This is a genomic window from Nocardia callitridis (genome assembly GCF_039543305.1).
GTDB lineage: Bacteria > Actinomycetota > Actinomycetes > Mycobacteriales > Mycobacteriaceae > Nocardia > Nocardia callitridis.
On sequence record NZ_BAABJM010000002.1, the window covers coordinates 988,561 to 1,012,505 of the forward strand.

Genomic DNA, 23,945 nt, shown 5'->3' on the forward strand with positions numbered 1-23,945 from the left:
CCGCGCCCGTCTCTACGGAAAGGTGTCGACTGAAGTGAAGATCTCGAGGCATTGGAAGAAATGGATCGCCATCCCGTTCGCGGCGATGGTGCTCACCGGACTCGCCGGTATCCCCGCCAACGCGGCGGACACGAAGGATCTCTACAACTCCGCGCAGAACCACTTCACCTATGGTGATGACGTCGCAGGACGTGCCGACCTGCGCGAACTGCTCAGCCAGGACCCCAACGACGCCGAAGCGCTGTCGCTGCAAGCCATCTGGTCGAGTTACGCCGACGACCAGCCCGCCTACGGCGCCGCGATCGGGCGGCTGCGCGCCGTCGACCCGCCGCTGGCACAGGGCACCGAGAACGTGCTCGGCGCCATCAACGTCGCGGTCGGCACGCTACCCAATCCGCTGCCAGCCCTGGTCGGTCCGCAAACCGGCATCGTGGTCCTCGGCTACGGCCTGCTGCCCGATGGTGCGTTGCGTCCCGAACTGGTGAATCGGCTGACGGCGGCGTGGTTCCAGGCCATCGCCTCCCCGCTGTCACCGATCGTGCTGACCGGTGGAAACCCGGTGAACGGTGTCTCCGAAGCCGACGCGATGGCCGGGTGGCTGATCGGTCGCGGCGTACCCGCCTCGCGGATCCGGGTGGAGAACCGTGCCGGATCCACGGTGCAGAACGCGCTGTTCAGCACCCAGATCCTGCGTGACTCCGGGGTGTTCAGCACGGTGGTGGTGACCTCACCCAACCACATTCGCCGGGCGGTCGCCGACTTCATCATCGCGGGAACGCAGGTCGTCGGCGCGACGACCTCCTTGGATGAATTGGTGTCGCAACTCCCGCCGCCGTCGCGCGCCGCGCAGCGCAATATCTACGTCGACGCCACGCGCACATTCCAACTGCCTGTCACACGCTGAGCTGGTGCCTCGGGGCCGGCCCTTCGCCAGGGACCGGTCCCGACCACGTTTCGTGCCCTTGACTTACCTGGTCCACGGGCTCGGCAGGCACGCCGATGAGGCACTGCGCCAACGGTTTCGGGGTCCTTGGCACTGCCGACGGCGAGGGCGGCGCGGGCGGCGCGGGCGGCGCGGGCGGCGCGGGCGGCGCGGGCGGCGCGGGCGGCGCGGGCGACGGCCTGGTCGACCCAGGTCATGAGGAGCTTGTCCACCGAACCTTCCGGACCGTGTGAGACCCCATCCGACAGCCGACGCCGCACGTGCAGCCGCAAAATCTCGGTCCGCACGGTGGCCATAGCCAGTTCGGCCGGGACTCCGATGTCGCCGACTGGTGCCTGGCGCCGACGGCGAGTTCGCTCCCCGGATCGAGCGTGACGCGACCGGGTGCGCGTACGGAAGTGCGCGCGGGCTTGTTCGGCCGGGCAGAAACCGGCGGGGAGAAAATCGCTTGCGCGCGGCGAGCACAGCGGCAGGATGTGGGGGTGGTGGTGACGAGGGAGTCCGTGGTCGTGGACAGGCTGCGTGCGGCGGGATGCGTGTTCGCCGAGGACGAGGCGCGGCTGCTCATCGAGAATGCCGCCGAGACCGGGGCCGAGCTGAACGAACTCCTCGCGCAGCGCGTTTCCGGGACGCCACTGGAGTACCTACTCGGCTGGGCCGAATTTCGTGGACTGCGTGTGCGGGTGGCGCCGGGAGTGTTCGTTCCTCGGCAACGCACCGGATATCTGGTCGAGGTGGCGCGAACGCTGGCGCGGCGGGTGCCGAGTTCGCCGATCATCGTGCTCGATTTGTGTTGCGGCACGGGCGCGTTGGGGCTGGCGTTGGCGACTCAGCTGGCCGCCGAGCAGCGCGAGGTCGAGCTGACCGCCGCCGATATCGACCCCGCCGCGGTCGCGTGCGCACGCGACAATCTCGCCGAGCTGGGCGCGCGGGTGTACGAGGGTGACCTCTTCGCCGCGCTGCCAGCCGACTTCCGCAACCGCATCGACATCCTGATGTGCAACACGCCGTACGTGCCGTCGGACATGATCGCGCGGCTGCCAGCGGAGGCACGCGACCACGAACCACGCGCCGCCCTCGACGGCGGCCGCGACGGACTCGATGTCCTGCGTCGAGTCGCCGCACAGGCGCCGGCGTGGCTCGCTCCGCACGGACATCTCCTGGTCGAATCCGGACAGTCCCAAGCGGACGCCGCCGTGGCGATCCTCGACGAGCACGCCCTGCGCGGCAGCGTGCACGCCTCGGAGGAGTACTTCGCGACGGTGCTCGTCGGCACACCGAGATGACCACGCGCCCGTAGGCACGGCCGACTGGCAAGACCCGTCAGGATGTCCCGGTGACCAGGCTGAGGTCAGCACGCACCCGTGACAAGGCAGCTCGATGCCGACCTCTGGCGCGCCGGCTACTTCCGGCCGGTGAACTCGTCCATCGAGTGGTAGACGCCGACAGTGTTCAGGAACAGGTCGCGCAGCTTGATCGGCAGCACACCGGACAGCGCCTTGTTCAGCCGTGAGGTCCACGGCATGATCACCACCGGGGTGCCCTTCTTCATCGCCTGCCACGCGGTCTCGACCACGTCGTTCTGCTCGAGGATCGGGGTCAGCAGGAATCCCTTGGCGCCCTCGAACATTCCGGTATTGATATAGGTCGGGCAGACGGTGGTGACGCGCACGTGCTTGTGTCCCGCGTGTTCGAGTTCGATGCGGACCGAATCCGACCAACCGATCGCGGCCCACTTGGACCCCGCGTACACGCTCATCCTCGGGTTGGCGACCAAACCCGCGGAAGAGGCGATATTGAGTACCCGTGCCTCGCTGGTGCCACCGACCATGGCGGGCAGGAATTCCCGCGTGATGTACATGGGCGCAAGGGAATTGATCGCGATGGTCTGGTCGATATCGGCCGGGTTCTCGGTCTCCCAGAAGTAGCTGTTGCCGCGCACGATGCCCGCGTTGTTGACCAGGATGTCGATGCCGCCGGTTTCGGCGCGCACCGCGTCGGCCGCCGTGGCGACCGCGTCACGCGCGGAAACATCGACCGCGTGCGCATGGATGACACCGCCGCGACCGGTCGCCGCGGCCAGCGCGCCGAGTTCCTCGGCGGTCTGCTTCAGCGCGACTTCGTTGATGTCCCAGACCACCACGGCGGCGGCACCCTCGCGCACCGCGCGTTCGGCGAACAGTTTGCCCAGCCCCATGGCGGCACCTGTGATCAGGACCCGCTTGCCCGCGACCGTGTCCAGTTTCATCCCGTCGTCCATTCGTCGTCCCGGTCGTCATCGACCGGAGTGCCAGCACATGCGGCGACCTCTGTGGGTCGAATCTCGATCGATCCACCGAATCGCCCCTATTTAATTGAACAATGCTGTTAGATTAATATTTCCCCCGGTACCCGTGTCAAGGTGGTCGTCGTGGAACACAGCCGAGTCGAGTCCGAGTTTGTGCGGCGTCACCATGTCCGCTGACGCGTCGACATCGGCTACCACCGCACGCCGCGGTCGGCCGCCGCAGACGCCGGAACAAGCCGAGGAAGTGCGCGCCAAGATCGTCGACGCCACCGCGGCCGTGTTCACCCGCGCCGGTTCGCGCGGACTCAGCGTCGCCCAGATCATCGAGCAGGCCGGACTGGCACGGCCGACGTTCTACCGCTACTTCGGCAATGCCACCGAACCGCTGCACGTGCTGCTGGAGGCGTCCAACCAACGGCTGGTCGGCGGTATCGCCGCCGCGCTCTCGGACACCGCGCAGCCGGTGCAACTCGGCATCCACCTGATCGACGCCTACCTCGCCTGGGCCAACGGCCACGGCCCGATGCTGCGACCGCTGTTCGCCGAACTGCACGATCCGGCCTCACCGGTCTCGAGCTACCGCGAACGCGCCCTCGACGACATTCGTGACCTCGTACTCGCGACCTTCGTCACACTGCACCGCCCAGCGCCGACACCCCTCGACCTCGATGCCGCGCTGCACGTCTGCGAATACGTTGTCTACCGCGTCTCCTCGGGCACCGAACCCGGCGTGCGGCCCGACCCCGCCACGGTCGAAGCGGCACGGGGCACCATGATTCGCGTGCTGCTCACCACCCTCGGCACCAGGGCCGATCTCGAATACGCGATGACGCTGCCCGGCATCATGCGTGCGGCGGACTGAACGATCGGCTTCGACCGAGCAGCGAAACGCCTTGCCGTGCCGTCGGATTCACCCTCAATGGGGGACCGGGCGCACCGACTCCTTGGTGTCCACCTTGCGCTCCAGGTGCCGGATCAGTTCGTGCACACGCAGGTCGCGGGCCAGCCGATGATCGAGCACCACGTTGAATACGCCGCGCAACAGCGAGTAGACCTCCCACTGCGGCGGTGCCACCACGCGCGGCGCGCGTGTGGCGATCGCCTCGGCCAACGCCTGCGCCGCGTCGTACACATCCAGCCTGCCGTTGAGCGGCCACGGCAGCAGCTCGGCCATGGCGGAGCCGAGGCCGCCGTCGTCGAAGACCTCCTTGGTCATCGCGGTGTCGACGGCACCGAGATAGGCGACACCCGCCGTCGCACCCACCGCGGCCAGTTCCACGCGCAGCGCACGACCGAACTGTTCGGTGGCGGCCTTGCTCACCATGTACGCCGAGCCGGTCATCCCCGGTGTGAACGCCGCGACCGACGAGACGACCAGTACGTGACCGCGCGCCTCGATCACGTCCTCCAGCGCGGGGCGCACGGTATTGAAGACACCGGTGAGATTGATCCCGATGACACGATCGAAATCGGCGGGGCTCATCTGCCGAATCGTCGACGGCCGAGGCGCGACACCCGCGTTGGCGACCACCACGTCGATCCGCCCGAACCGCTCACGCACCTTCGCGAACGCTTCGCGCATGCCGATCCGATCGGAGACGTCGGCGCGCACCGCCAGCGCGCGCTCCCCCATCGAACGGCCGACGGTCGCGGCGGCCCGTTCGTCGATGTCGATCAGCGCCAGCAGCGCGCCCGCCCGGTAGAGCCGCTCGGCCAGCGCGCGGCCGATTCCCGCACCCGCACCGGTGATCACCACCACGCGTCCGGCGACGTCGAACTCTTCCGTGCCCGAATCGGACACTGACCTGAGCAGTTGCTTTGTCGCATCGAACGCTCGAGTCGGATCGAACGTCCGCGCCAGGTCGAACACTGAAGAGCTCATCACACCCGTACCTCATCGGAATCGGCCTCGCCGCCGTGGGTTTCGACCCTATGCGACGCCCCGACGCCGGTTCAAGACCTGGCACACCCGACGGCACCCACCTGTCTCGACGCGGGTCGATCAGGATCAGCCACCCGCGGTCCCCGCGCCCGCGCCCGCGCGCGACAAACCGCTGGCACGCAATACCCGTCGAGCGATGGCGGCCCTGATGGACTCCTCGGTGCCGAGCACGCGCACGTGAGCGCGCGCCCTCGTGATCGCGGTGTAGAGCAATTCCCTGGTGAGCAAGCTGGATTCGGGTTCGGGCAGCACCACCGAGACGGTGTCGTACTGGCTACCCTGGCTGCGGTGGATGGTCATCGCGAATACCGTCACCACGGCGGGAAACTGGGTCGGATGCACCAGGTACGGTTCGCTGCCACGTTGCAGTGCCGCGCGTAACGAGCCGTCGGGCATGCGCACCACCACCCCGGTGTCGCCGTTGTAGACGCGCGCCTCGTGGTCGTTGGCGGTGACCAACAACGGTTGCCCCGGGTACCACGGTGCCTGCGTCGAATCCGGTCCGGCGCCACCGGCAGCGGCCCACTCCGCGGCCATCCGGTCCCACCGCTCCACGCCGAACCGTCCCTGCCGATGCGCACACAACAGCCGATGGGATTCCAAGGCGCGCAAGGCGGCTGTCGCATCCCCGGCCAGCGCGGCGGTGGTCACCTCGTTCGCCGCGCGGACCACATCCGCGCGCGCCGCGGCCATCTCGTCGGGTTCGCTCAGCGACAGTTCGTCGCCGCCCGCGCGCAGCAGAGCCAAGGCGGTGTCGGCGTCGCCCGCGCGCACCGCGACGGCGAGCTCGGCGATCTTGCCGCCGAATCGCCTACCCCTGGTGAGCCGAACGATGCCGCCGCGCAGCCGAGCGCGTTCCAGGTCGGTCAGCGCGGCTTCGGGCGCCCCACCGGCGGATGTCGTGGCGGACTCCGGCGCCACGTCCTCGCCGATCACCTTCTCCAGCAGGGGGTTCGGCGCCGACTCGACCGGCGCGGCCACCAGATCGGCGAGCACCGCGCCCGCGTCCACCGAGGCCAGTTGGTCCGGGTCGCCCACCAGCACCAGGTGTGTGTCGGGCCGCAACGCCGCCAGCAGCCTGCTCATCATGGTCAGCGAAACCATGGAGGTCTCGTCGACGACGATCACGTCGAAGGGCAGCCGATTGAATTCGTGGTACCGAAACCTGGTGGTGCGCCCGCGCTGCCAGCCGAGCAGCCGGTGCAGGGTGGCCGCGCTCAATTCGGGCAGGCCGAGCGTCGGCGCCTGCTCGCGCACCGCCTCCTGCAATCGCGCCGCCGCCTTGCCCGTCGGTGCGGCCAGCGCGATACGCAGCGCGGGCAGCTTGGGATGGGCGCGACGATTGGCGTCGAGCAAAGCGATGATGCGCGCGATGGTGTGCGTTTTGCCGGTGCCCGGCCCGCCCGCGACCACCGTGGTCCAGTGCGTAGCGGCCAGGGCCGCCGCGAGCCGCTGCCGGTCCGACAGGCCGACGGGATCCGCGTCGAAGAGCCGATCCAGCTCGCGCCGAACAAGATTCGGGTCCACCACGGGGTGCTGCTGTGACCGCTCGACCAGTACCCGGCGGATCGTCTGTTCCTGCTGGTAGTAGCGGTCCAGATAGAGCAGCGGCCCCGCGTCGTCGCCGCGCCGCGCGGCCACGAGGCGGAGCGGGCGCAGTGGACCCGCTGGCCCGCCGACCACCAGCGGACTGACCCGCAGCGCGGCACTCACCAGCTCGATATCCGGCCACGGCAAGGTCTCCGGGTCGATACCCGCACCACCGTCGGGGATCTCGTCGGCCTCGATGCCGATCTCCCGCATCCGATGCAGCTCGAGGCACACCGACCCGGACCGCACCGCGCGCACGGCGAGCGCGGCCGCGAACAACACCTCCTCGGTCTGCTCACCGGCCATCCGGCCCAGCCGCAACGCGACGTGCACATCAGCGGCCGAGAGCACGCCCGCCTCGTTGAAGGTGCGCAAGAGCCCGGTCGCGCGCTGCGCCAACTGGATCGCGGTCATCGGCGCACCTGCCCAGCCAGCAACCGCGACACCGCGACCACCAGGTCGGCCGGTGGGTCCCAGGCGAACACCCCGTGCCCCCGCGGCGTACCCGGGCCGACCATGCCGCGCACGAACAAGTAGCGGGCGCCACCCAGGTGCGTCGCGGGGTCGTAGTCCGGCAGGCGCCAACGCAGATACCGGTGCAACGCCACCGAATACAGCAGCGCCTGCAACGGATAATGCGACCGCGTCATCTCCGCCGTCATCCGCTCGCCGGTGTAGTGCTCGACGGTGAGGTCGCCGGTGCCGAGCCGGTTGGTCTTGTAGTCGACCACCACGAATCGAGTCACACCGTTCTCGGTGACCCGCAGCACCGCGTCGATGCTTCCGGTCAGGTAGCCGCGCAACGGAATACCGTCCAACGCGGCAAGCTCATCGGCGTAATCGACGAGAACGTCGTCGGCGGGCAGATGCGCGCGCAGCAACTCGGCGATCGCACCGAGCGTCGCGCTCGTCGCGGCCTGCTCGTCACCACCGGCCAGCGGCAGTTCGAAATCGAGCTCGTTCAACCGATCGCCGGACGCGATGTCAGCCAGGGTGATGCCGTCGAACGGGGTGCGCAGCACCGCCGACAGCGCGGTCGCGAGTTCGGCGGGGTCCATGTCGGCCATGAGTTCGGCCACCGCCTCCGCGCAGCGCGCGTGCACCTGCGCGTCGAGATCCGTCGCGTCGGTATCGATCCGTTCCAGCACGCCGTGCACAAGGGTGCCGAATTCGGCACCGTAGGGCAATCCGTTCATCAACGACGGCTGTCCGATCGGCGCGGGCGCTTCCTCGTCGAGCGTGGGTTCCTCGGCGGGCTCGTCCAGGGGCCCCCTCGGATCGTGCTGTTCGAGTTCCGCGACCGCGGTGGGCCCGTGCGCGGCGGCGGTCAATGCCGAATACGAGGTGCGCCGCCAGTGCTGGTCGATGACGCGATCGAAGCTCGCCGCCGCGAGCGCGGTGTGACCGTCGCTCACGCGCACCCGACGCGGAACCAACTCGGCGGGTCCCGCCACTTCGGTCACCGAGATGGTGCCGCGCGCATCGTGTGCCCAGTCCCGCAGTGTCCGTGCCGCACTGTCATCGGCCGGGACAGTCGCGCGCGGTGGCACTGTCGACCCGCGATCGGGTCGACCGAAGATCATCCGGTGCAACGGTCCCGACGCGGTACCGGCCGTCGGCGCCCACCAGGCCACGACCTGACACATGGCGCGGGTCAGCGCCACATAGAGCAGCCGAAGCTCCTCCCCCGCCTCTTCGGCTTCGCTGCGCGACCTGCGCTCGGCATAGCCGGTGGCTTCCTGGCCGCCGACATCGAGGACCCGCGCACCGGACTCGTCGTGGAACAACAGCGTCGCCGGATACGGGTTCTTCGCGCTGTCCCACGCGAAAGGCAGGTAGACGAAAGGGAATTCGAGTCCCTTGCTGGCGTGCACGGTCGCGACCTGCACGGCCGCCGCGTCCCGGTCGAGGCGACGACTGCGGTCGGCGACGGCACCGGAGGCCGGATCGCGTACGCGGTCGGTGAGCCAGCGGGTCAGCGCGGTGAGCCCGAGGGATTCGGTGAGCGCGACCCGATCCAACAACTGCGCGATGTGACGCAGGTCGGTGAGCTGACGTTCCCCGTTGTCCACCGCGAGCAGCCGACGCGCAAGATCCGTTTCGGCCGAGATCTTCTCGAACACCGCCGCGAACCCCGACCGCGCGAACACCCGTGCCGCCTCGCGCAGCCGCGCACTGAGCCGGCCGACCAGATCGGCTCCGCCGCTGTCGATCTCGGCGGCGCGAACCCCGAGCAACGGCGTGCACGCCGCCAAACGGACCCGATCCGAACGATGCGGTTGTTCCAACGCCCGCAACAGCCACAGCCAGTCGGTCGCAGCACCGGTCGCGAACACGCTGGTACCACCAGCGAGCACCGACGCGACGCCGACCTTGTCCAAAGCGGTACGCACCACGTCGATTTGGGTGCGGGTTCGCACGAGCACCGCGATATCGCCCTGGCTCACGGCGCGCGCCTGCGCATGGTCGTCGCCACCGAGGGTGACCCCGGATTCCAAGAGCCGCACGATATCCGCGGCGAGATCGTCGGCGACCCTGGCGCGCATTCGCCCAACCACCGGAAAGCCGGACCTGTTCAGCGGCCCCGCACCCGTGCGCGGCAGACACCGCATGCGCAGCGGCGTGATCGCCTCGGTCGGCCCGGACAATCGCGTCCACGGTCGGGTCGCGGCGACCGGGTGCACGCCGATCTCGTGGTGGCCGAGGCTCGCACCCCCGTACAGGTGCTCGAGCGCGGCGAGCAATCCCGCGTCGCTGCGCCAGTTCGTGGTCAGTTCCTTGCGCGCGTCGGCGAGGGTGACCGCGTCCAGATAACTGAATACTTCGGCGCCTCGGAAGGCGTAGATGGCTTGCTTCGGGTCGCCCACCAGCACGAGGGTCGCGTGCCCGTGGAAGCACCGCCGCAGGATGTCCCACTGCAACGGGTCGGTGTCCTGGAACTCGTCGACCAACGCCACCCGGTGACGCTCCCGAATCCGACGGCAAGCACTCGGCCCGTGCTCGGGATCGGCGAGCACACCGTGCAGCAGAACCAACAGGTCGTCGAAGTCGCGCGCTCCGGTCAGTCGCTTCCTGCGCTCGGTTTCGGCGCGCACGGCCGTGGCGAACGCGACGCGTTCCCCCGCCGCGGACTCGCCCACCGGCACCAGTGTCGCGTGCCGATCACGCACTGCGGCCAGCGCGAGCCGGTGGGCTTCCTTCACCGAGAACGGCGGCTCGTCGCGGGCGTATCGGGTCAGATACAGGTCGTCGGCGACGGTGGTGACGAGTTCGTCCACCGACTCGACCACCCGCGCACCCGGGTCGTGCTCCCCCGCCGACCCCAATTCGTCGAGCATGCGTTGACAGAAGCTGTGCGTCGTCGCGATGGTGCCCGCGTCGAAGTCCGACAATGCCGCGAGCAATCTGCTGCGGCGCAGCAGGACCTGCGCCGCATCGGCCTGTGCCAGATGCCGGATCAGCTCGTCGGCGTGGGCGCGCGCCAGCTCGGGATCTGCCAGCCCCTCGGCCACCGCCACGAAGCGTTCGCGGGTGCGTTCACGCAGTTCCTGGGTGGCGGCGCGACTGAAGGTCACCAGGAGCAGCTCCGAGATATCGATCCCGGCCTCGGCCACATACCGCACGGCCAGGACGACGATCGCGTAGGTCTTGCCGGTTCCCGCGCTCGCCTCGAGCACCGTTGTCCCCGTTGGCAACCGGCCGTAGGGCTCGAAGCCGGTGCCGCTGCTGCCGACGCCGGTGACCTCGACGACACCGGGTGCCGTGAACGCCGCCTCGTGCACGGTCATGCCGACTCCCGCCTTTCCTCGCTCACGGTTGCCCCTGGTTTTCCGCGGCCAACATCGGTGCCCACAGCCGTCGCGCCAGCGCGCCGAAACGCGTGGTCTCGCCCGGTTCGCCCGCCTGCGCTGGCGCACGCATCAGGTCATCGAGCCGTGGCGCGGAACCGAAGACGAAGCGCAGGTGTCGATCGGTGTGATCGCCGAACGCGCCGGGACCGTTGGGGCCGCCGTTGAATTCCCGTTCGGCGGCGGTGACCGCGTCCTCGACGCTGCCACCGCGAAACCGACGTTCGGCATAGGCGGCGCTCGCGGTGGGCGCGATCGGCAGTGGCTCGACCATCCCCGCGTCACGCAAAGCCACCAACTCACGCAGAATCGCCAGCGCGGCAGGCGGTTCCGGCGCGGTCAGCTCCGAACGCCATGCCGGACGCCCGAACTGACCGCGTCCCGTGCCGACCGCACGCCACGACCTGTCCTCGGTGACCGCGAGCGCCAACACCGAAACCCACGCCGAGATCCGGTGTTTCGGCGCCAGCCGGGAAAAGGTGGTGCGCACCAGCGTTTCGCCGCGCACCTCCGGCACCGTTCCCGCGAGCCTGCGACCATTGCCGAGATCCACCGCGATATCCACCGCACGCGCCGTCCCCGTGTAATCGTCCTTCGACACCCGCACCAGCCGGTCCACCGTGTGCTCCACCTCGTCGAGCACCGCGGCACCGAAGCCGAAGGGCGGCAAGGTCCCTCGCCGCCATTCCGCGGCACGCAAAGCGGCGGGATCGGCGCCGGTGAGCCGCGCGGTGAGCAGTCGCTCGCCGAGCTCCCACTTCGCCAAGCCGTCCAACTCGATGGGCAGCCGGTCGGCGATGTCGTCGTCGTGTTCGGGAATCCGCAGGCCGAGGCGCTGCCACAGGAACGCGCGCAGCGGGTGTTCGACGAACGAGATCAGTTCGGCCAGCGCCACGTCCTGCTGGCTCATCGGCGGCAACGGCTCGGACAGGAACGCGGCCCGCACCACGGCGGGCTGTTGCGCGGCACGTGCGCCTTCGAGCGCAACCGTGTCGAAGCTGAACGGGCGCGCACCGGAAAAGTTACGAGCGTCGAAGTCCTGCAACGGATGCCGGGTAAGAACCCGATCCATTTGCGCAGGATCGACCTGCGCGCGCAGCACATCCAGCAGTTCGGCCACCGGGACGGCGGGCGGTCGCGGCGTTCCCATGACGGGATCCGCACCGGAGTAGAACACCAGCAGGCGATCGCTCGCCGCGAGCACCGCCTCCAGCAACAGCTGCCGATCCTCGCTACGCGGATCGCGTTCGCCCGCTTGCGGATCGCGCGCCAACACGTCGTCGCCGTCCACGCCACCCGCCCGGGGGAACACCTCGTCGTCCAGGCCGAGCAGAACCACCACCCGGTGCCCGACCGCGCGCATCGGCGCCAGTCCGCACACGGTCAACTCACCGGTGCGGAAGTTCGCACGCGCCGGGCTCGCCGCGAGACGCGAACGCAGCAGCACCTCGATATCCGGCAGCCGCAGGTCCACCGCGTCCGCGTGTTCGGTGGCGGTGGCCAATTCTCGACGCGCCTCGGTGCGCACCCACTCCTGCGCCCTCGGCACATCGGTCAACAGATCGAGCGCGCGGGCGAGCACCGTTGCCCACTCGTGTGCGGGCCGAGGGCCGCGCAGATCGCGCAGGCAGACCGCGAGCCGGTCGATGAATTCGGCGAACCGTCCCGCCAGGTCGACATCGTTGCTGTCGACGTCGGCGAGGGGTAGCGCGAGTGCCAACCAGTCGTCGTCGGTCTCGCCCGCGGTGACCCCGAGCAGGATGCGGTCGACCGCGGTGTTGAGGGTGTTCTGCGCGAAATCCGCCAGCCCGAAGGCTTGCCGTTGGCGCTGACCGATCCCCCAGCGCGCACCCGATTCGGCCGCCCACTCGCGCAGTCGTTCGATATCGTCGTCGTCGAATCCGCAACGGCGCCTGATCGGTTCGGCGGCGGCGAGGTCGAGCACCTGCGTGACGGTCACCCGACCGTCGGCCAGGTCAAGCAACACCCCGATCACCGCGAGCAACGGATTGGTGACCGCGCGACCCCGGTCGGCCAAGCGCACCCGCAACAGTTGCGCGGGGTGTCGCGCCGTCGTCGCCTGGTCGACCGGTTCGGTGCCGCGTTGTCCGAAGGCGGCGCGCACGAGGGGGGCGTAGGTCTCCACCTCGGGACACATGATCACCACGTCACGCGGTTGCAGGGTCTCATCGGCGGCGAACAGTCCGAGCAGACAGTCCCGCAACACCTCGACCTGCCGCGCCGCTCCGTGGCAGGCATGCAGCTGAATGCTCCCGTCGGCGCTACGCCCGCCCTCCGGCGGCCAGTGGTCGTCGCGGATGCCCGCATGCACTGCGGCGAGCAGGGTTTCGGCGTTCGCCGCGCTCGGTTTCGCCGTATCCGCTTCGGTCACCGGGTGATACGTGTCGGTCGCGGCGAGGCCAGCCAATCCGCGTTGCAGTTCGCGAACATCCCGGCCGAGCGCGCCGAGCAAAGGGTGGCGCACCAGCGCCGCGGTGGTGTCCTCGGACCGTGACCCCGCCCCGGCGGCAGCAGCGAGCGCGCGCCACAACACCGGGCTCGGATGGGTGAACCACAGGTGGATCTCGCGGTGCTCGGCGAGCGCGGACAGCACGGCGCGTTGGTCGACGGTCAATCGTGTCACCCCGAACAGCGACAGCCGCGGCGGCAACGCCACCAGGCCGGGGTCCGCGCGCAGCCGCGTACACGCCGCTGTCAATCGTTCGGCCGGACTCGCCGTGCCGATCGCGGCACGTAATCCGCGCCACAGCAGCGGCTGCCACGCCAGGTCTTCGGGGATCGCGCCGCCCGCGCCGTCGGTGTTCGCGCCGTCCGCCCACGCGGTGATCAACGCGGGACGTTGCGTCGCATAGCTTTCGAACAGGGCGATCAGGTGCGCGGCGGTGGCGTAGCGCCGTCCGATCCGATGTTCGTTCTCCCCATGCCCATTCGCGCCGAGCGCGCCGAGATGTCTGGCGAGCACCCCGGCCCACGGCTGACCCACCGCGTCATCGAGCACCCGCAGCATGGTCCACACCGCGCGCGCGGAATCCCACGGGTCCTGCTCCGGCGCGCGGGCATCGGCCGCCGCGAGCGCGTCCGCGACCAGTGCCGCGGGCGAGGGGAATTCGATATTGGCCGCGATACCGTCGGCGCCGTCGGCCGCACCGAGCATCGTCGACAACCGCTGGGTGAGCCAGCGCTGCACCCCTTTGGCCTGCACCGCCACCACTTCCGCCGCGAACGGGTCGGCCAGCGGTACGCCGAGCTGCGCGGCCAAGACCTCGACCAAGGTGTCGGCGCGCTCGGCGCGGTGGATGTGCAGCGGCATCTCCACCCCCTCGGTCGGTGCGCTCGCCTGCCTTCGGCGCTTGTGCGTGGTGTCGCACGTTTATACGCCCAGCGACACTACGGCAACGCCACCACCCCCGATCCACGCCGACGTGAAATAGACCACATATGCGGAAATTCGCCCGCCGTGTCAGCGCCGATCCGCGCACGGGGTGTGCCACAGTGCTCAGCCAGGGGGTGCTCGACGGCGACGACATCGCCGAGAGCTGCACGGAAAGGCTGGTTTCGCGTTCATGGGTGCGATGGTGATTCCCCTGATACCACGCGGCGGGTTCACGGTCCGTCGAGTCGGTGACTCCTGGGAGCTCGTCAACTCGCGCGGCTACGGCCGCACGGTGGTGCTACAGACCTGGCCCCGCGAGGAACACACCACCGCCTTCGAGCACTGCTACCGCCTCAACGGCCGCACCGTAGAAGAATTGCGCGCGGCCTTCCGCTGACCGCGCCGCCGCGCACGCGCCGACGGTTGCTCACCGCACGCCCAGACCGTTCATCGCACCGCGATCGCGCGCCGACCTCGCCGTTGACCAGCACCGACCGCGATGCCAAATCTTCGCCGCCGCCACCCAACTCGGGTCAAAACAGCAAATCCGCTGTGCCGCAATGGTTCAACCGATCCCCTATCCGACCCCCAACCTCCCGCTCCTGACGTGCATCCGCGCCGACGATGTGCGATCGTGTTCCCTCGTGCGTTACCCCTCGCCGGCCCTACAGGCCGTACCCCGCGTCGCAGCCACCGCCGTTGCCGTCGCCGCTGCGGCGATTCTCCTGCCGAGCGCGCCGAGCGCTGTCCCCCACGCCTCCGCGCTGCCGATAGCGCATACCCAAGGAAGCATTTCCGGTTTCGACGGCGACATGAGCAGCCGCATCGACCAGGTCGACGCGTATCTCCAGGATCGCCCCGGCGTCACCGGCTACATCGTGCGTGACCGGGTCACCGGCGGGTTCTACGCCAACGAGAACGCCGAGAACCCCGTCTGGACGGCCTCGACGATCAAGCTCGCCATCGCGGTCGACCTGCTCAATCGGGCACGCGTCGGCGCGATCGGCTTGCCGCCCGAAGACCGAGGACTGCTCGAGTCGATGCTGGCCACCTCCAACGACGCGGCCACCGACCAACTCTGGCTGAAGTACGGCGGCCTCGATCGCATGGCGTTCAACAATGCCTTCCGCAATTTCGGCATGACCAGCCTGGTCCCGCAGCCGACCAGTTCCGCGTTGTTCCCCGACTGGTCGTTCCAGCAGTGCACGCCCGCCGACCTCGATCGGCTGATGGATTACGCACTCACCCAGATGCATCCGGACGACCGCAACTACCTGCTCGACCGGATGCGCAAGGTCGACTTCAACCAGCACTGGGGTGTCTGGGGCGCGGGTTCGGACCAGCGGCCAGGCCTGAAGAACGGCTGGTCCGAGGAGCAAGGTGGCTGGGTGGTGAACTCGGTCGGATTCGCGGGACCCGATGAGCGCTACACCCTGTCGATCATGAGCTCGCTCGGCGAGGATGGTGGCTACACCGAAGGCTCGGAGACCGACACCAAGGTCGCCGAAATGCTGTTCGCGGGACGCTGATTCACCGAAGGCAGCCGCGTGTGTCGCGGCTGCCTTACTTTTCGCGACGCCGCAACAGCATGGGTGCGTTGTCGGTTGGTGTCGTCATCGGCGCGTAACGCAGGGGAATTCGGTAGGTTTCCGGGATTTCCCAGGTGTAGTCGCGCACGAGGGTCGCGACCGCTGCCTTCACCTGCGCGGTGGCCACATGGACGCCGAGGCACCGGTGCGCACCCGCCCCGAACGGCAACCACGCGAATCGGCGCGAGCGGTCCTCGGGGGCGCCGGTGTCGAATCGGTGCGGGTCGAACACCTCCGGCCGAGCCCACACCTCGGGCAACAGGTGACCGACCTGATAGGCGAGATCCACCGGCGTTCCCGCCGGGACATGCCGACCGAGAATCTCGGTGTCGCGCACCGCACGACGCGACAGCCACGAAACCGGTGGCATCAGACGCAGGCTCTCCTTGACCACCGAGTCCAGAGTCGGCATGCGATCGAGGTCGGGCGTGCCGCCGACCGCATCCGCCTCCGCGCGCACCCTTTCCTGCCAGTCCGGATGTTTGCCCAGGTAATAGGCGACAGCCGTGAGGGCAGTCGGCGTCGTGGTCATGGCGGATACGAGCAGAAAGATCAGGTGTCCGAGCACGTCGGCGTCGCCGAAGACGCCGTGCTCATCGCTGCGTGCGTGACACAGTCCCGAAAACACGTCGTCGGTCGCCGCGCGTCGCTTCCGTGGCAGCAGCGTCGCGCAGTACTGCTCGAGCACCCGTCTGCCCCGCACCCGTGCCCGTCGACCGCCCGAAGTCCGGTCGGACCCGAAGGCGCACGCTCCCACCGCGGCGGCTAGTCGGTCACGGTCACGACCCGGGTCGACGCCGAGCAACGACGCGAACGCGAGTTCCAGCACGAGTTCGCGGGCCGAGGCGAAGACCGGCACCGGTCGATTCGCCCGCTGCCGCGGTGGAACCCATTGTCCGACAGCATCTTCGACCACAGCGGCAGCCATATACCCGGCGAGCCGTTCGACGGTGAACACCTGACGCATGATCGCCCGGTGAAACCGGTGCTCGTCGAATTCCAGCAGGCCGAGCCCCCGCCGCAACACCTGACGGTCACCGGGGGAAACCTCTTGCCCGAAGTCACGCCGCTGCTGCTGGAGTACCTGCTCGATCGCTTCGGGTCCCGCCACCAGGACGCGCTGCTCGCCGCGCACCACGTGCAACGACACCGGCCCTTCGGCACGATAGCGGCCCAGCAATTCGGCGGGGCCCCAGCGCGCGTACTGCCACGTCCTCCCCACGTGTGGGAGCCCGATGTCACCGAACACGGCGCCCGCGTCGCGATCGGGCGGCGGGGGTGCGAGCCGACGACGGCGCGCGGGTACCCGCCGCAACACGTCGTCGAGGAGCCGATCGGCGATCGCATGGTCGACGGGCACGCCGGAGAAATCCGCGCCGGACCCCGCGTTTCGCACCGAGTTTCCGGCTACCACGCTGGGCTTTCGGCCGTCGAAGCTCCGACCGGCGACCATGCCACACCTCCCTGTGTGAGGCCATCGATCCTACGGCGGTCGCCGCGTCGTTCCCGGCACTTCGGCGCATCACCCGCCCTCGTGTCCGTTCGTGTCTAGCGACCGGTACAACCCACACGACACCGAAACGGGCATCTCGCCGTGACGCCGAGAATCGACCCGACTACGGTTGTGCGTGGCCAGCAACCGTTCGCGGGGGACGAACCCCAGGTCTGTCGAGGAGCACGACAATGAGCACTGAGTCTGTCGAGAACCGTCGTCACCAGGTGGTGGTGATCGGCTCCGGGTTCGGCGGCTTGTTCGGCACCAAGCACCTCAAGAACGCCGACGTCGACGTCACCCTGATCTCCAAGACCTCGACGCACCTCTTCCAGCCGCTGCTCTACCAGGTGGCGACGGGAATCCTCTCGGTCGGCGAGATCGCGCCCGCCACCCGGCTGGTGCTGCGCAAGCAGCGCAACGCGCGGGTACTGCTCGGTGAGGTCACCGACATCGACCTCACCGCGAAGACGGTCTCCTCCCGCCTGCTGACCCAGGACGCGGTCACCCACTTCGACAGCCTGATCGTCGCGACGGGCGCGCAGCAGTCGTACTTCGGCAACGACCAGTTCGCGACCTACGCACCCGGCATGAAGACCATCGACGACGCGCTCGAGCTGCGCGGCCGGATCCTCGGCGCCTTCGAGCAGGCCGAGGTCGCCGAAACCCAGGAGGAGCGCGACCGACTACTCACCTTCGTCATCGTCGGCGCAGGGCCCACCGGCGTCGAATTGGCAGGGCAGATCGCCGAACTCGCCGACCGCACGCTGGAAGGCACCTTCCACAACATCGATCCGAGGGACGCCAGGGTCGTGCTGCTCGAGGGCGCGGGCGCGGTGCTCGGCCCCATGGGCCCCAAGCTCGGCGGTAAGGCCGAACGTCGGCTGGAACGAATGGGCGTGGAAATCCAGCTCAACGCGATGGTGATCGACGTCGATGCCTTCGGCGTCACCGTCAAGGACAGCGACGGCACCGTGCGGCGCATCGAGTCGGCCTGCAAGGTGTGGTCGGCGGGTGTGCAGGCCAGCCCGCTGGGCAAGCAGCTCGCCGAGCAGTCCGACGGCACCGAGGTCGACCGCGCCGGTCGTGTGGTGGTCGAGCCGGATCTCACGATCAAGGGTCACCCGAACGTTTTCGTGGTCGGCGACCTGATGTCGGTGCCGAACGTGCCCGGCCAGGCCCAAGGCGCGATCCAAGGCTCCACCTACGCGGCCAAGCAGATCACCGCGAGCCTGAAAGGCCAAGCGCCGCAAGAGCGCAAGCCGTTCAAGTACTTCAACAAGGGCAGCATGGCCACCGTGTCGCGGTTCAGTGCGGTGTGCCAGGTGGGCAAGCTGGAGTTCGGCGGATTCATCGCCTGGCTCGCCTGGCTGGCACTGCACCTGTACTACCTGGTGGGCTACCGCAGCCGCATCATCACCGTCATCCAATGGTTCGTGACGTTCCTCGGGCGCAGCCGCGGCCAGATGGCCGCCACGGAGCAGTGGGTCTTCGCGCGCCTCGCACTGGAGGCGATCGGCACCCGGGACAACGCCGACGACGACGCGCTCAACGCCTCACGCGGTGTACGAGCGACACCGGCGACGAACGGCAAGGCCGAGAAATCCGCCGAGGCAGCGACTCCCGTTGCCGAGGGCGACGAAGGCTCGCCCGTCGACAAGGGAGCCGAGTCCGCGCCCGCCGACAAGGGCACGAAGGACGACGAGCCGGTGGGCAACGAGCGCGAAGCAGGCTGACCCCCTGCGGGGCAGCAGGGCAAGACCGCACCCCTGCTCAGCCGTTCCGTGACCGCTGTTCCCCCTACTCGACGGCAGTCTTCCTGAACCGATCCGACGGCGCCGCGATCAAGACGATCACCGTCATCGCCAGCAGCACCACCGCGGCCGCGGTGGTGGCGGCGTGCATACCGTCGACGAACGACTCACGGGCGGCGTCGACCAGGCCGGGGTCCGAACCCGACCGATGGATGGTCTCGCCGATCGTGGCACCGAAGTCGCCGCCGGAGCGGAAGATCAATGCCGCGAGGGAGCCGAACAGGGCCAGGCCGAGGGCGTTACCCAATTCGAAGCTGGTCTCCGAGATCCCGACGGCCGAGCCGGCCCGCTCCGCGGGCACCGACGACACCGCGACATCGGAAACCAGCGTGAACACCACGCCGTATCCGACACCGGCGACCACCGATCCTGCGATGTACCAACCGATTCCGCCGTGCGCGCCGAGACCGAACAGCATGAGGTTGCCGACCGCGCAGGTGGCCAGGGAGAGCACGAAGGCGGTCCGCACCCCGAGCCACGCACCCACCCGCGCACCGCTCATCGCGAAGACGAACACCACCACCGCCATCGGCAGGCCGAACAACGCCGCCTCCAGCGGCGGCTTGCCCGCCACCGATTGCAGGAAGACGCTGGTGAGATAGCTCATCCCGGCCAGCGACATCATGCCGGTGGTGCTCGCGCCGATCGCGACGCAGAACTGGGCGCGACCGAACAACCGCAGATCCAGCAGCGGCTCGGCCAGCTTCCGTTGCCGCCGGACGAACACGACCAGCAGCACGACGCCGACGACGCCGATCAGGCTCGAGAGCACTTCGAACCCCTCGGCCGCGATGTGGGTGATCGCGTAGACGACCGGCAGAATGCCGCCGATCGACAGCACCACGCTCGGTAGATCCAGCGGCCCCCGCTGGTCGGACCGGTGTTCGGGCAGCACGAAGGGGCCGAGCGCGAACAGCACCAACAGCACCGGGATATTGATCAGAAAAACAGCGCCCCACCAGAATTGGTGTAGCAACAGGCCGCCGATGATCGGACCGACCGCCGACCCACCCGCGAAGAACGCCGTCCAGACGCCGATCGCCGCGCCCCGCTCGCGCGCGTCGGGAAACAGGCTGGAGATCAGCGCCAGACTGGAGGGGAGCAACGTGGCGCCGCCGACGCCCATCAGCGCACGCGCCGCGATGAGCACGCCCGCACTCGGCGCGAACGCAGCCAGCACGGACGCGATCCCGAACACCGCCGCACCCGCGAGCAGAATATTGCGACGCCCGACGCGATCGCCGAGATTGCCCATAGTGATCAGCAGACCGGCGAGCAGGAACCCGTAGATGTCGAGAATCCACAGCTGCTGCGAGGCCGAGGGGTCGAGGTCGACGGTGAGCGTCGGCAGCGCCAGGAACAGCACCGACACGTCCATCGACACCAGCAATACCGGAAGTACCAGCACAGCCAGGCCCACCCAGGCACGCCGCTGCCCGGTGGGCGGCCGCGTCCGCGCGGCCCGCGCTGCTTCCAGGTCCGTCATGTCCACAATTCCTCTCCCGATGTCGCGTACACCGTACGCATTACGCCGGGTACAGTGTACGCACACGAATCAGGCAGTGGAAAGCGAGTTCATGGGATGACCAAGGTCGAGCTCAATCGCGACGCCATCATCGACACCGCGATCGCGCTCGCCGACGCCGACGGCCTCGACGCGGTGTCCATGCGACGCATCGCCGAGCGCATGGGCGTCGGCGCGATGTCGCTGTATCGCCACATCGCGCACAAGGACGAGCTGCTGGCCGCGATGACCGACGCGGTGGCCGGTCGCTATCCCTATCCCGCACCGGAAGGCCAAGGGTGGAACTGGCGCGACCGCGTACGGATCGCCGCGGAGATCGATTGGGCGCTCTACCAACGACATCCGTGGGTGCTGCTGGCCTTCGCGACCCCGCGCTACAGCTTCGGCCCGCAGAGCCTGGCCTGCCTCGGCTGGCTGGTCGAGGGACTACGCGAACTCAACGTGTCGACCAGGGAGGCCACCACCATGGCGTTCACGGTGTGGAACTACATCTCCGGTGCGACCTTGCCGCAGGTCAGCACCGCGCTGATGCGGCGAAACGACACCAATCCCGACGGCGACAACGGTCTGCGCGACCTACTCAGCGGCGCACAGAAAGATCGGGCCCCCGACGCCTTGCGCGAACTCGTCGGCAGCGGCGCCGAGGATCTGACCCCGGAAGATCTCCTGCATATCGGATTATCGGCACTGTGCGACGGGTTCGAGGTGCGGGCGGCCCGTCGAGCCGACGTCTGAGCGGCGCCGAAAACCTATTCGTCGTTCTCGCCGTTGACCACCGCGTAGGCGAAGCCGTCCCACCCCTTGGCACCCACCGTCTGCACGACGGTCGCGGTCAAAGTCGGTTCGGCATCGAGCAATTCGATCGCCGCGCGCGCACCCTGCACACCGGGATCTTCGGATTCCTCCTCGACCAACGCACCACTGCGCACCACATTGTCGACGATGATCACCGAGCCGGGCTTGGTCAGGCGCAGCGCCCACAACACGTAGTTGGCATTGTTGATCTTGTCGGCGTCGATGAACACCAGGTCGAAGGGCTCCGGCTCGTCCTCGGCCACACCGGGCAGATTGTCCAGTGCCGCACCGACTCTGATCTCGACCCGCGCGCCGAGACCCGCACGGTCGAGATTCGCGCGCGCCACCTCGGCGTGCCGCGCCGCGAATTCCAGTGTGACCACGCGCCCTTCGGCACCGACCGCACGCGCCAGCCAGATCGTGCTGTAGCCGCCGAGCGTGCCGATCTCCAAAACCCGCCGCGCACGCGCGGTCCTGGCCAAGAGATAGAGGAATTTGCCCTGCGCGGGCGAGACATCGATCGCCGGTAGCCCCGCCGCGGCGTTCGCCACCAACGCCGCCTCGGAGTCCGGGTCCGCCACCAGGCTGTCGACGATGTAGCGATCCACCGCGGCCCATTCGCTTGAGGTCATGGTTGCCAGTCTGCCACCAGGGACGGCACCTGGGCACTGCCCGCGCGCCCGTATGTCGCAGCCGACCGCCGCAAGGGGCAACCACCGAACCCGCCCCGCCATCGAGATGAACCACCCTGGCGCACGAAGCAATTCGGCCGAACCCCTGAGGGGTTCGGCCGAATGCGAACTCGCCTCGCCGAGGCGTTACCGCGAGAAGTTCTCCGGCGGCTGCCACGGCCGACCGTAGGGATCGTTCGGGCGCGGCTGACTCTGTTCGGGCTGCTGCTCGGACGGCTGCTGTGGCGGTAGCGGCGGCTGCCGTTGCTCGAGCGGAGGTTGCTGAGCGGCCTCTTGCTCCGGTGGCACCACCGACTTGTGCGGTGACGGCTCCGGTCGCCGCGAAACCGGCGGCGGCGAGGCCATCAGGTCCTCGACCGGTGTCCGCGCGGTCGCCTCGGCGGCACGCACCGCACGCTCGATCGTCGGGTCCGGCGCGGTGTCGAACCAGTCCGCCACCGAGGGATCTTCCCCCGACGGACTGGCCGGGGTGTCGTCCACGGGTGGCTCGTAGCGGAACACGCCGTCCTCGCCCTTCGTGGCGAAGTTGTTGGCGAAGCCCTCCAACGCCTTGCCGAAGTCGCTCGGCACCAGCCACACCTTGTTGGCATCGCCCTTCGCTACTTCGGGCAGCGTCTGCAGGTATTGGTAGGCGAGCAGCTCCGGCGTCGGCTTGCCGGATTTGATGGCGGCGAAGACCTTTTCGATCGCCTTCGCCTGGCCCTGCGCCTGGAGATAGGCCGCGGCACGCTCACCCTGTGCACGCAGGATGCTGCTTTGGCGCTCACCTTCGGCGGACAGGATCGAGGACTGCTTGGCGCCCTCCGCAGCCAGAATCTGCGACTGTTTCTCACCCTCGGCGGTCTTGATCGCCGATTCGCGGGTGCCCTCCGCGGTGAGAATCATGGCGCGCTTCTCACGGTCGGCCTTCATCTGCTTTTCCATCGACTCCTGGATCGACGGCGGCGGATCGATACTCTTGAGCTCCACTCGGGCCACCCGAAGACCCCACCGGCCGGTCGCCTCGTCCAGCACACCGCGCAGCTGACCGTTGATCTGATCGCGCGAGGTCAGCGTCTGCTCCAGCGTCATCCCGCCGACCACGTTGCGCAGCGTCGTCACCGTCAACTGCTCGACCGCGGCGATGTAGTTGCTGATCTCGTAGACCGCCGCCTGCGGGCTGGTGACCTGGAAATACACCACCGTGTCGATATGCAGGGTGAGGTTGTCCTCGGTGATCACCGGCTGCGGCGGGAACGACACCACGCGCTCGCGCAGATCCACCTTGGCCCTGATCCGATCGGCGAAGGGCACCAGGAACGTCAACTGTCCCGACACCGTGCGCGAATACCGGCCGAGCCGTTCGATGACCGCCGCTTCCGCCTGCGGCACCAGCGCGATCGATTTGAACACCACCACCACGACCAACAGGACGAGGACGATGGCAACGATCAGTACAGCCATTTACGGCCCTTTCCAGACGACAGCCGTCGCGCCGTCAATTCTCATCACGTACACGGTTGTTCCTGGTTCGTAGACCTCGGTCGTTTCCATCGGCCGCGCGGTCCATACCTCACCGCCCAGTTTCACCTGACCGGAATGCTCGCTGATCTCGTCGAGCACCAGCGCTGTCTTCCCCGGCAGCGCATCCACATTCGTCGGAATCGGCGGCGGTGTTCCGTAGCGGCGCCGCAACATCGGTCGAACGCCGAGGATCAGCACCCCGGTCAGAATCGCGAAGACCACGGCATCGAGTACCAGCGAGGTATCCGCGGCAGCGCTCACACCGGCAGTGCCGAGTGCGGCGACTCCCAGCATCAGTAGCGTGAGGTCCCCGGTCAGCATTTCCGCCGCCGCGAGAAGAACTCCCGCGACCAGCCAGAATATTGCGGCCACACCCCCACTGTAATGCGCCGTCGGTGATCTCGGGCCCTCCCCACACAACGGACTATTCGGATATTTTCGCCGCGCACGCCAAAACCCGTGCGGCGATCACGAATCCGAGACGCGCGCGAGCACGGAATGTCGCGAAATTCGCGAGGGCGGTGCTAGCTT

The 23,945-nt window shown here is 68.6% G+C and carries 18 protein-coding genes; 8 read left to right on the plus strand and 10 right to left on the minus strand.

Going from position 1 to position 23,945, the window contains the following annotated elements; all coding sequences use genetic code 11:
* The first annotated feature begins 34 nt into the window (after nt 1-34).
* The 3 genes from ABEA50_RS13295 (at nt 35) to ABEA50_RS13305 (ending at nt 2,229) form a co-directional block, all read left to right on the plus strand.
* Nucleotides 35-904, plus strand: coding sequence for a YdcF family protein (locus tag ABEA50_RS13295; RefSeq protein WP_345495624.1), 870 nt, complete (start codon nt 35-37; stop codon nt 902-904).
* 95 nt (nt 905-999) lie between these two features.
* Nucleotides 1,000-1,176, plus strand: a complete 177-nt coding sequence (locus tag ABEA50_RS30950; protein ID WP_425577602.1) for a hypothetical protein — start codon at nt 1,000-1,002, stop codon at nt 1,174-1,176.
* 249 nt (nt 1,177-1,425) lie between these two features.
* Entirely contained in the window at nt 1,426-2,229 is an 804-nt protein-coding gene (locus tag ABEA50_RS13305) for a putative protein N(5)-glutamine methyltransferase (RefSeq protein WP_345495625.1), read from the plus strand.
* Nucleotides 2,230-2,345: 116 nt separating this feature from the next.
* Here ABEA50_RS13305 and ABEA50_RS13310 read toward each other — a convergent pair whose 3' ends face one another.
* Nucleotides 2,346-3,191: an SDR family NAD(P)-dependent oxidoreductase gene (locus tag ABEA50_RS13310; RefSeq protein WP_345495626.1), complete on the minus strand. Its 846-nt coding sequence runs from the start codon at nt 3,189-3,191 to the stop codon at nt 2,346-2,348.
* Between the two features lie 205 nt (nt 3,192-3,396).
* Between ABEA50_RS13310 and ABEA50_RS13315 the strand changes: the two genes are divergently transcribed.
* On the plus strand, nt 3,397-4,092 hold the full coding sequence (locus tag ABEA50_RS13315; protein WP_345495627.1) for a TetR/AcrR family transcriptional regulator: 696 nt from the start codon (nt 3,397-3,399) through the stop codon (nt 4,090-4,092).
* Nucleotides 4,093-4,146: 54 nt separating this feature from the next.
* Here ABEA50_RS13315 and ABEA50_RS13320 read toward each other — a convergent pair whose 3' ends face one another.
* From ABEA50_RS13320 to recC, 4 genes are all read right to left on the minus strand, one after another.
* Complete coding sequence (locus ABEA50_RS13320; RefSeq protein ID WP_345495628.1) at nt 4,147-5,112, minus strand: short-chain dehydrogenase/reductase; 966 nt, start codon at nt 5,110-5,112, stop codon at nt 4,147-4,149.
* A gap of 126 nt (nt 5,113-5,238) precedes the next feature.
* Nucleotides 5,239-7,176, minus strand: coding sequence for an exodeoxyribonuclease V subunit alpha (gene recD, locus ABEA50_RS13325; RefSeq protein ID WP_345495629.1), 1,938 nt, complete (start codon nt 7,174-7,176; stop codon nt 5,239-5,241).
* Complete coding sequence (locus ABEA50_RS13330; protein WP_345495630.1) at nt 7,173-10,550, minus strand: UvrD-helicase domain-containing protein; 3,378 nt, start codon at nt 10,548-10,550, stop codon at nt 7,173-7,175. Before ABEA50_RS13330 ends, recD begins: the two co-directional genes overlap by 4 nt.
* A 22-nt stretch (nt 10,551-10,572) precedes the next feature.
* On the minus strand, nt 10,573-13,941 hold the full coding sequence (recC, locus tag ABEA50_RS13335) for an exodeoxyribonuclease V subunit gamma (RefSeq protein ID WP_345495631.1): 3,369 nt from the start codon (nt 13,939-13,941) through the stop codon (nt 10,573-10,575).
* Nucleotides 13,942-14,203: 262 nt separating this feature from the next.
* On the opposite strand from recC, the gene ABEA50_RS13340 reads away from it, so the two are divergent.
* Together ABEA50_RS13340 and ABEA50_RS13345 are read left to right on the plus strand one after the other, a co-directional pair.
* Nucleotides 14,204-14,401, plus strand: a complete 198-nt coding sequence (locus tag ABEA50_RS13340) for a hypothetical protein (protein WP_345495632.1) — start codon at nt 14,204-14,206, stop codon at nt 14,399-14,401.
* 247 nt (nt 14,402-14,648) lie between these two features.
* Nucleotides 14,649-15,533, plus strand: coding sequence for a serine hydrolase (locus ABEA50_RS13345; protein ID WP_345495633.1), 885 nt, complete (start codon nt 14,649-14,651; stop codon nt 15,531-15,533).
* A 34-nt stretch (nt 15,534-15,567) separates the two neighbouring features.
* On the opposite strand, the gene ABEA50_RS13350 is transcribed toward ABEA50_RS13345, so the two are convergent.
* Entirely contained in the window at nt 15,568-17,046 is a 1,479-nt protein-coding gene (locus ABEA50_RS13350; protein ID WP_345495634.1) for a cytochrome P450, read from the minus strand.
* A gap of 230 nt (nt 17,047-17,276) precedes the next feature.
* Here ABEA50_RS13350 and ABEA50_RS13355 point away from each other — a divergent pair, with 230 nt between their 5' ends.
* Nucleotides 17,277-18,821: an NAD(P)/FAD-dependent oxidoreductase gene (locus tag ABEA50_RS13355; RefSeq protein ID WP_345495635.1), complete on the plus strand. Its 1,545-nt coding sequence runs from the start codon at nt 17,277-17,279 to the stop codon at nt 18,819-18,821.
* Nucleotides 18,822-18,885: 64 nt separating this feature from the next.
* Here the strand turns inward: ABEA50_RS13355 and ABEA50_RS13360 are convergent, their stop codons facing one another.
* Entirely contained in the window at nt 18,886-20,385 is a 1,500-nt protein-coding gene (locus ABEA50_RS13360; RefSeq protein WP_345495636.1) for an MFS transporter, read from the minus strand.
* A 96-nt stretch (nt 20,386-20,481) separates the two neighbouring features.
* Between ABEA50_RS13360 and ABEA50_RS13365 the strand changes: the two genes are divergently transcribed.
* Nucleotides 20,482-21,159 carry a TetR/AcrR family transcriptional regulator gene (locus ABEA50_RS13365; RefSeq protein WP_345495637.1) on the plus strand — a complete coding sequence of 226 codons (678 nt, stop codon included), beginning with the start codon at nt 20,482-20,484 and terminating at the stop codon, nt 21,157-21,159.
* Nucleotides 21,160-21,173: 14 nt separating this feature from the next.
* On the opposite strand, the gene ABEA50_RS13370 is transcribed toward ABEA50_RS13365, so the two are convergent.
* The 3 genes from ABEA50_RS13370 to ABEA50_RS13380 all read right to left on the minus strand — a co-directional run bounded on the left by ABEA50_RS13370 (nt 21,174) and on the right by ABEA50_RS13380 (nt 23,786).
* Nucleotides 21,174-21,851, minus strand: coding sequence for an O-methyltransferase (locus ABEA50_RS13370; protein WP_345495638.1), 678 nt, complete (start codon nt 21,849-21,851; stop codon nt 21,174-21,176).
* Between the two features lie 186 nt (nt 21,852-22,037).
* On the minus strand, nt 22,038-23,354 hold the full coding sequence (locus tag ABEA50_RS13375; protein ID WP_345495639.1) for an SPFH domain-containing protein: 1,317 nt from the start codon (nt 23,352-23,354) through the stop codon (nt 22,038-22,040).
* Nucleotides 23,355-23,786, minus strand: coding sequence for an NfeD family protein (locus ABEA50_RS13380; protein ID WP_345495641.1), 432 nt, complete (start codon nt 23,784-23,786; stop codon nt 23,355-23,357).
* Nucleotides 23,787-23,945 lie beyond the last annotated feature (159 nt).

What these genes read in the sequence shown, in the direction of transcription:
- ABEA50_RS13320 (WP_345495628.1), bottom strand. Translation starts at nt 5,112, where the DNA reads ATGAGCTCTTCAGTGTTCGACCTGGCGCGGACGTTCGATCCGACTCGA.
- ABEA50_RS13350 (WP_345495634.1), bottom strand. Translation starts at nt 17,046, where the DNA reads ATGGTCGCCGGTCGGAGCTTCGACGGCCGAAAGCCCAGCGTGGTAGCC.
- ABEA50_RS13340 (WP_345495632.1), top strand. Translation starts at nt 14,204, where the DNA reads ATGGTGATTCCCCTGATACCACGCGGCGGGTTCACGGTCCGTCGAGTC.
- ABEA50_RS13370 (WP_345495638.1), bottom strand. Translation starts at nt 21,851, where the DNA reads ATGACCTCAAGCGAATGGGCCGCGGTGGATCGCTACATCGTCGACAGC.
- ABEA50_RS13330 (WP_345495630.1), bottom strand. Translation starts at nt 10,550, where the DNA reads ATGACCGTGCACGAGGCGGCGTTCACGGCACCCGGTGTCGTCGAGGTC.
- ABEA50_RS13360 (WP_345495636.1), bottom strand. Translation starts at nt 20,385, where the DNA reads ATGACGGACCTGGAAGCAGCGCGGGCCGCGCGGACGCGGCCGCCCACC.
- ABEA50_RS13310 (WP_345495626.1), bottom strand. Translation starts at nt 3,191, where the DNA reads ATGAAACTGGACACGGTCGCGGGCAAGCGGGTCCTGATCACAGGTGCC.
- ABEA50_RS13315 (WP_345495627.1), top strand. Translation starts at nt 3,397, where the DNA reads ATGTCCGCTGACGCGTCGACATCGGCTACCACCGCACGCCGCGGTCGG.
- ABEA50_RS13375 (WP_345495639.1), bottom strand. Translation starts at nt 23,354, where the DNA reads ATGGCTGTACTGATCGTTGCCATCGTCCTCGTCCTGTTGGTCGTGGTG.
- ABEA50_RS30950 (WP_425577602.1), top strand. Translation starts at nt 1,000, where the DNA reads ATGAGGCACTGCGCCAACGGTTTCGGGGTCCTTGGCACTGCCGACGGC.
- ABEA50_RS13355 (WP_345495635.1), top strand. Translation starts at nt 17,277, where the DNA reads ATGAGCACTGAGTCTGTCGAGAACCGTCGTCACCAGGTGGTGGTGATC.
- recD (WP_345495629.1), bottom strand. Translation starts at nt 7,176, where the DNA reads ATGACCGCGATCCAGTTGGCGCAGCGCGCGACCGGGCTCTTGCGCACC.
- ABEA50_RS13365 (WP_345495637.1), top strand. Translation starts at nt 20,482, where the DNA reads ATGACCAAGGTCGAGCTCAATCGCGACGCCATCATCGACACCGCGATC.
- recC (WP_345495631.1), bottom strand. Translation starts at nt 13,941, where the DNA reads ATGCCGCTGCACATCCACCGCGCCGAGCGCGCCGACACCTTGGTCGAG.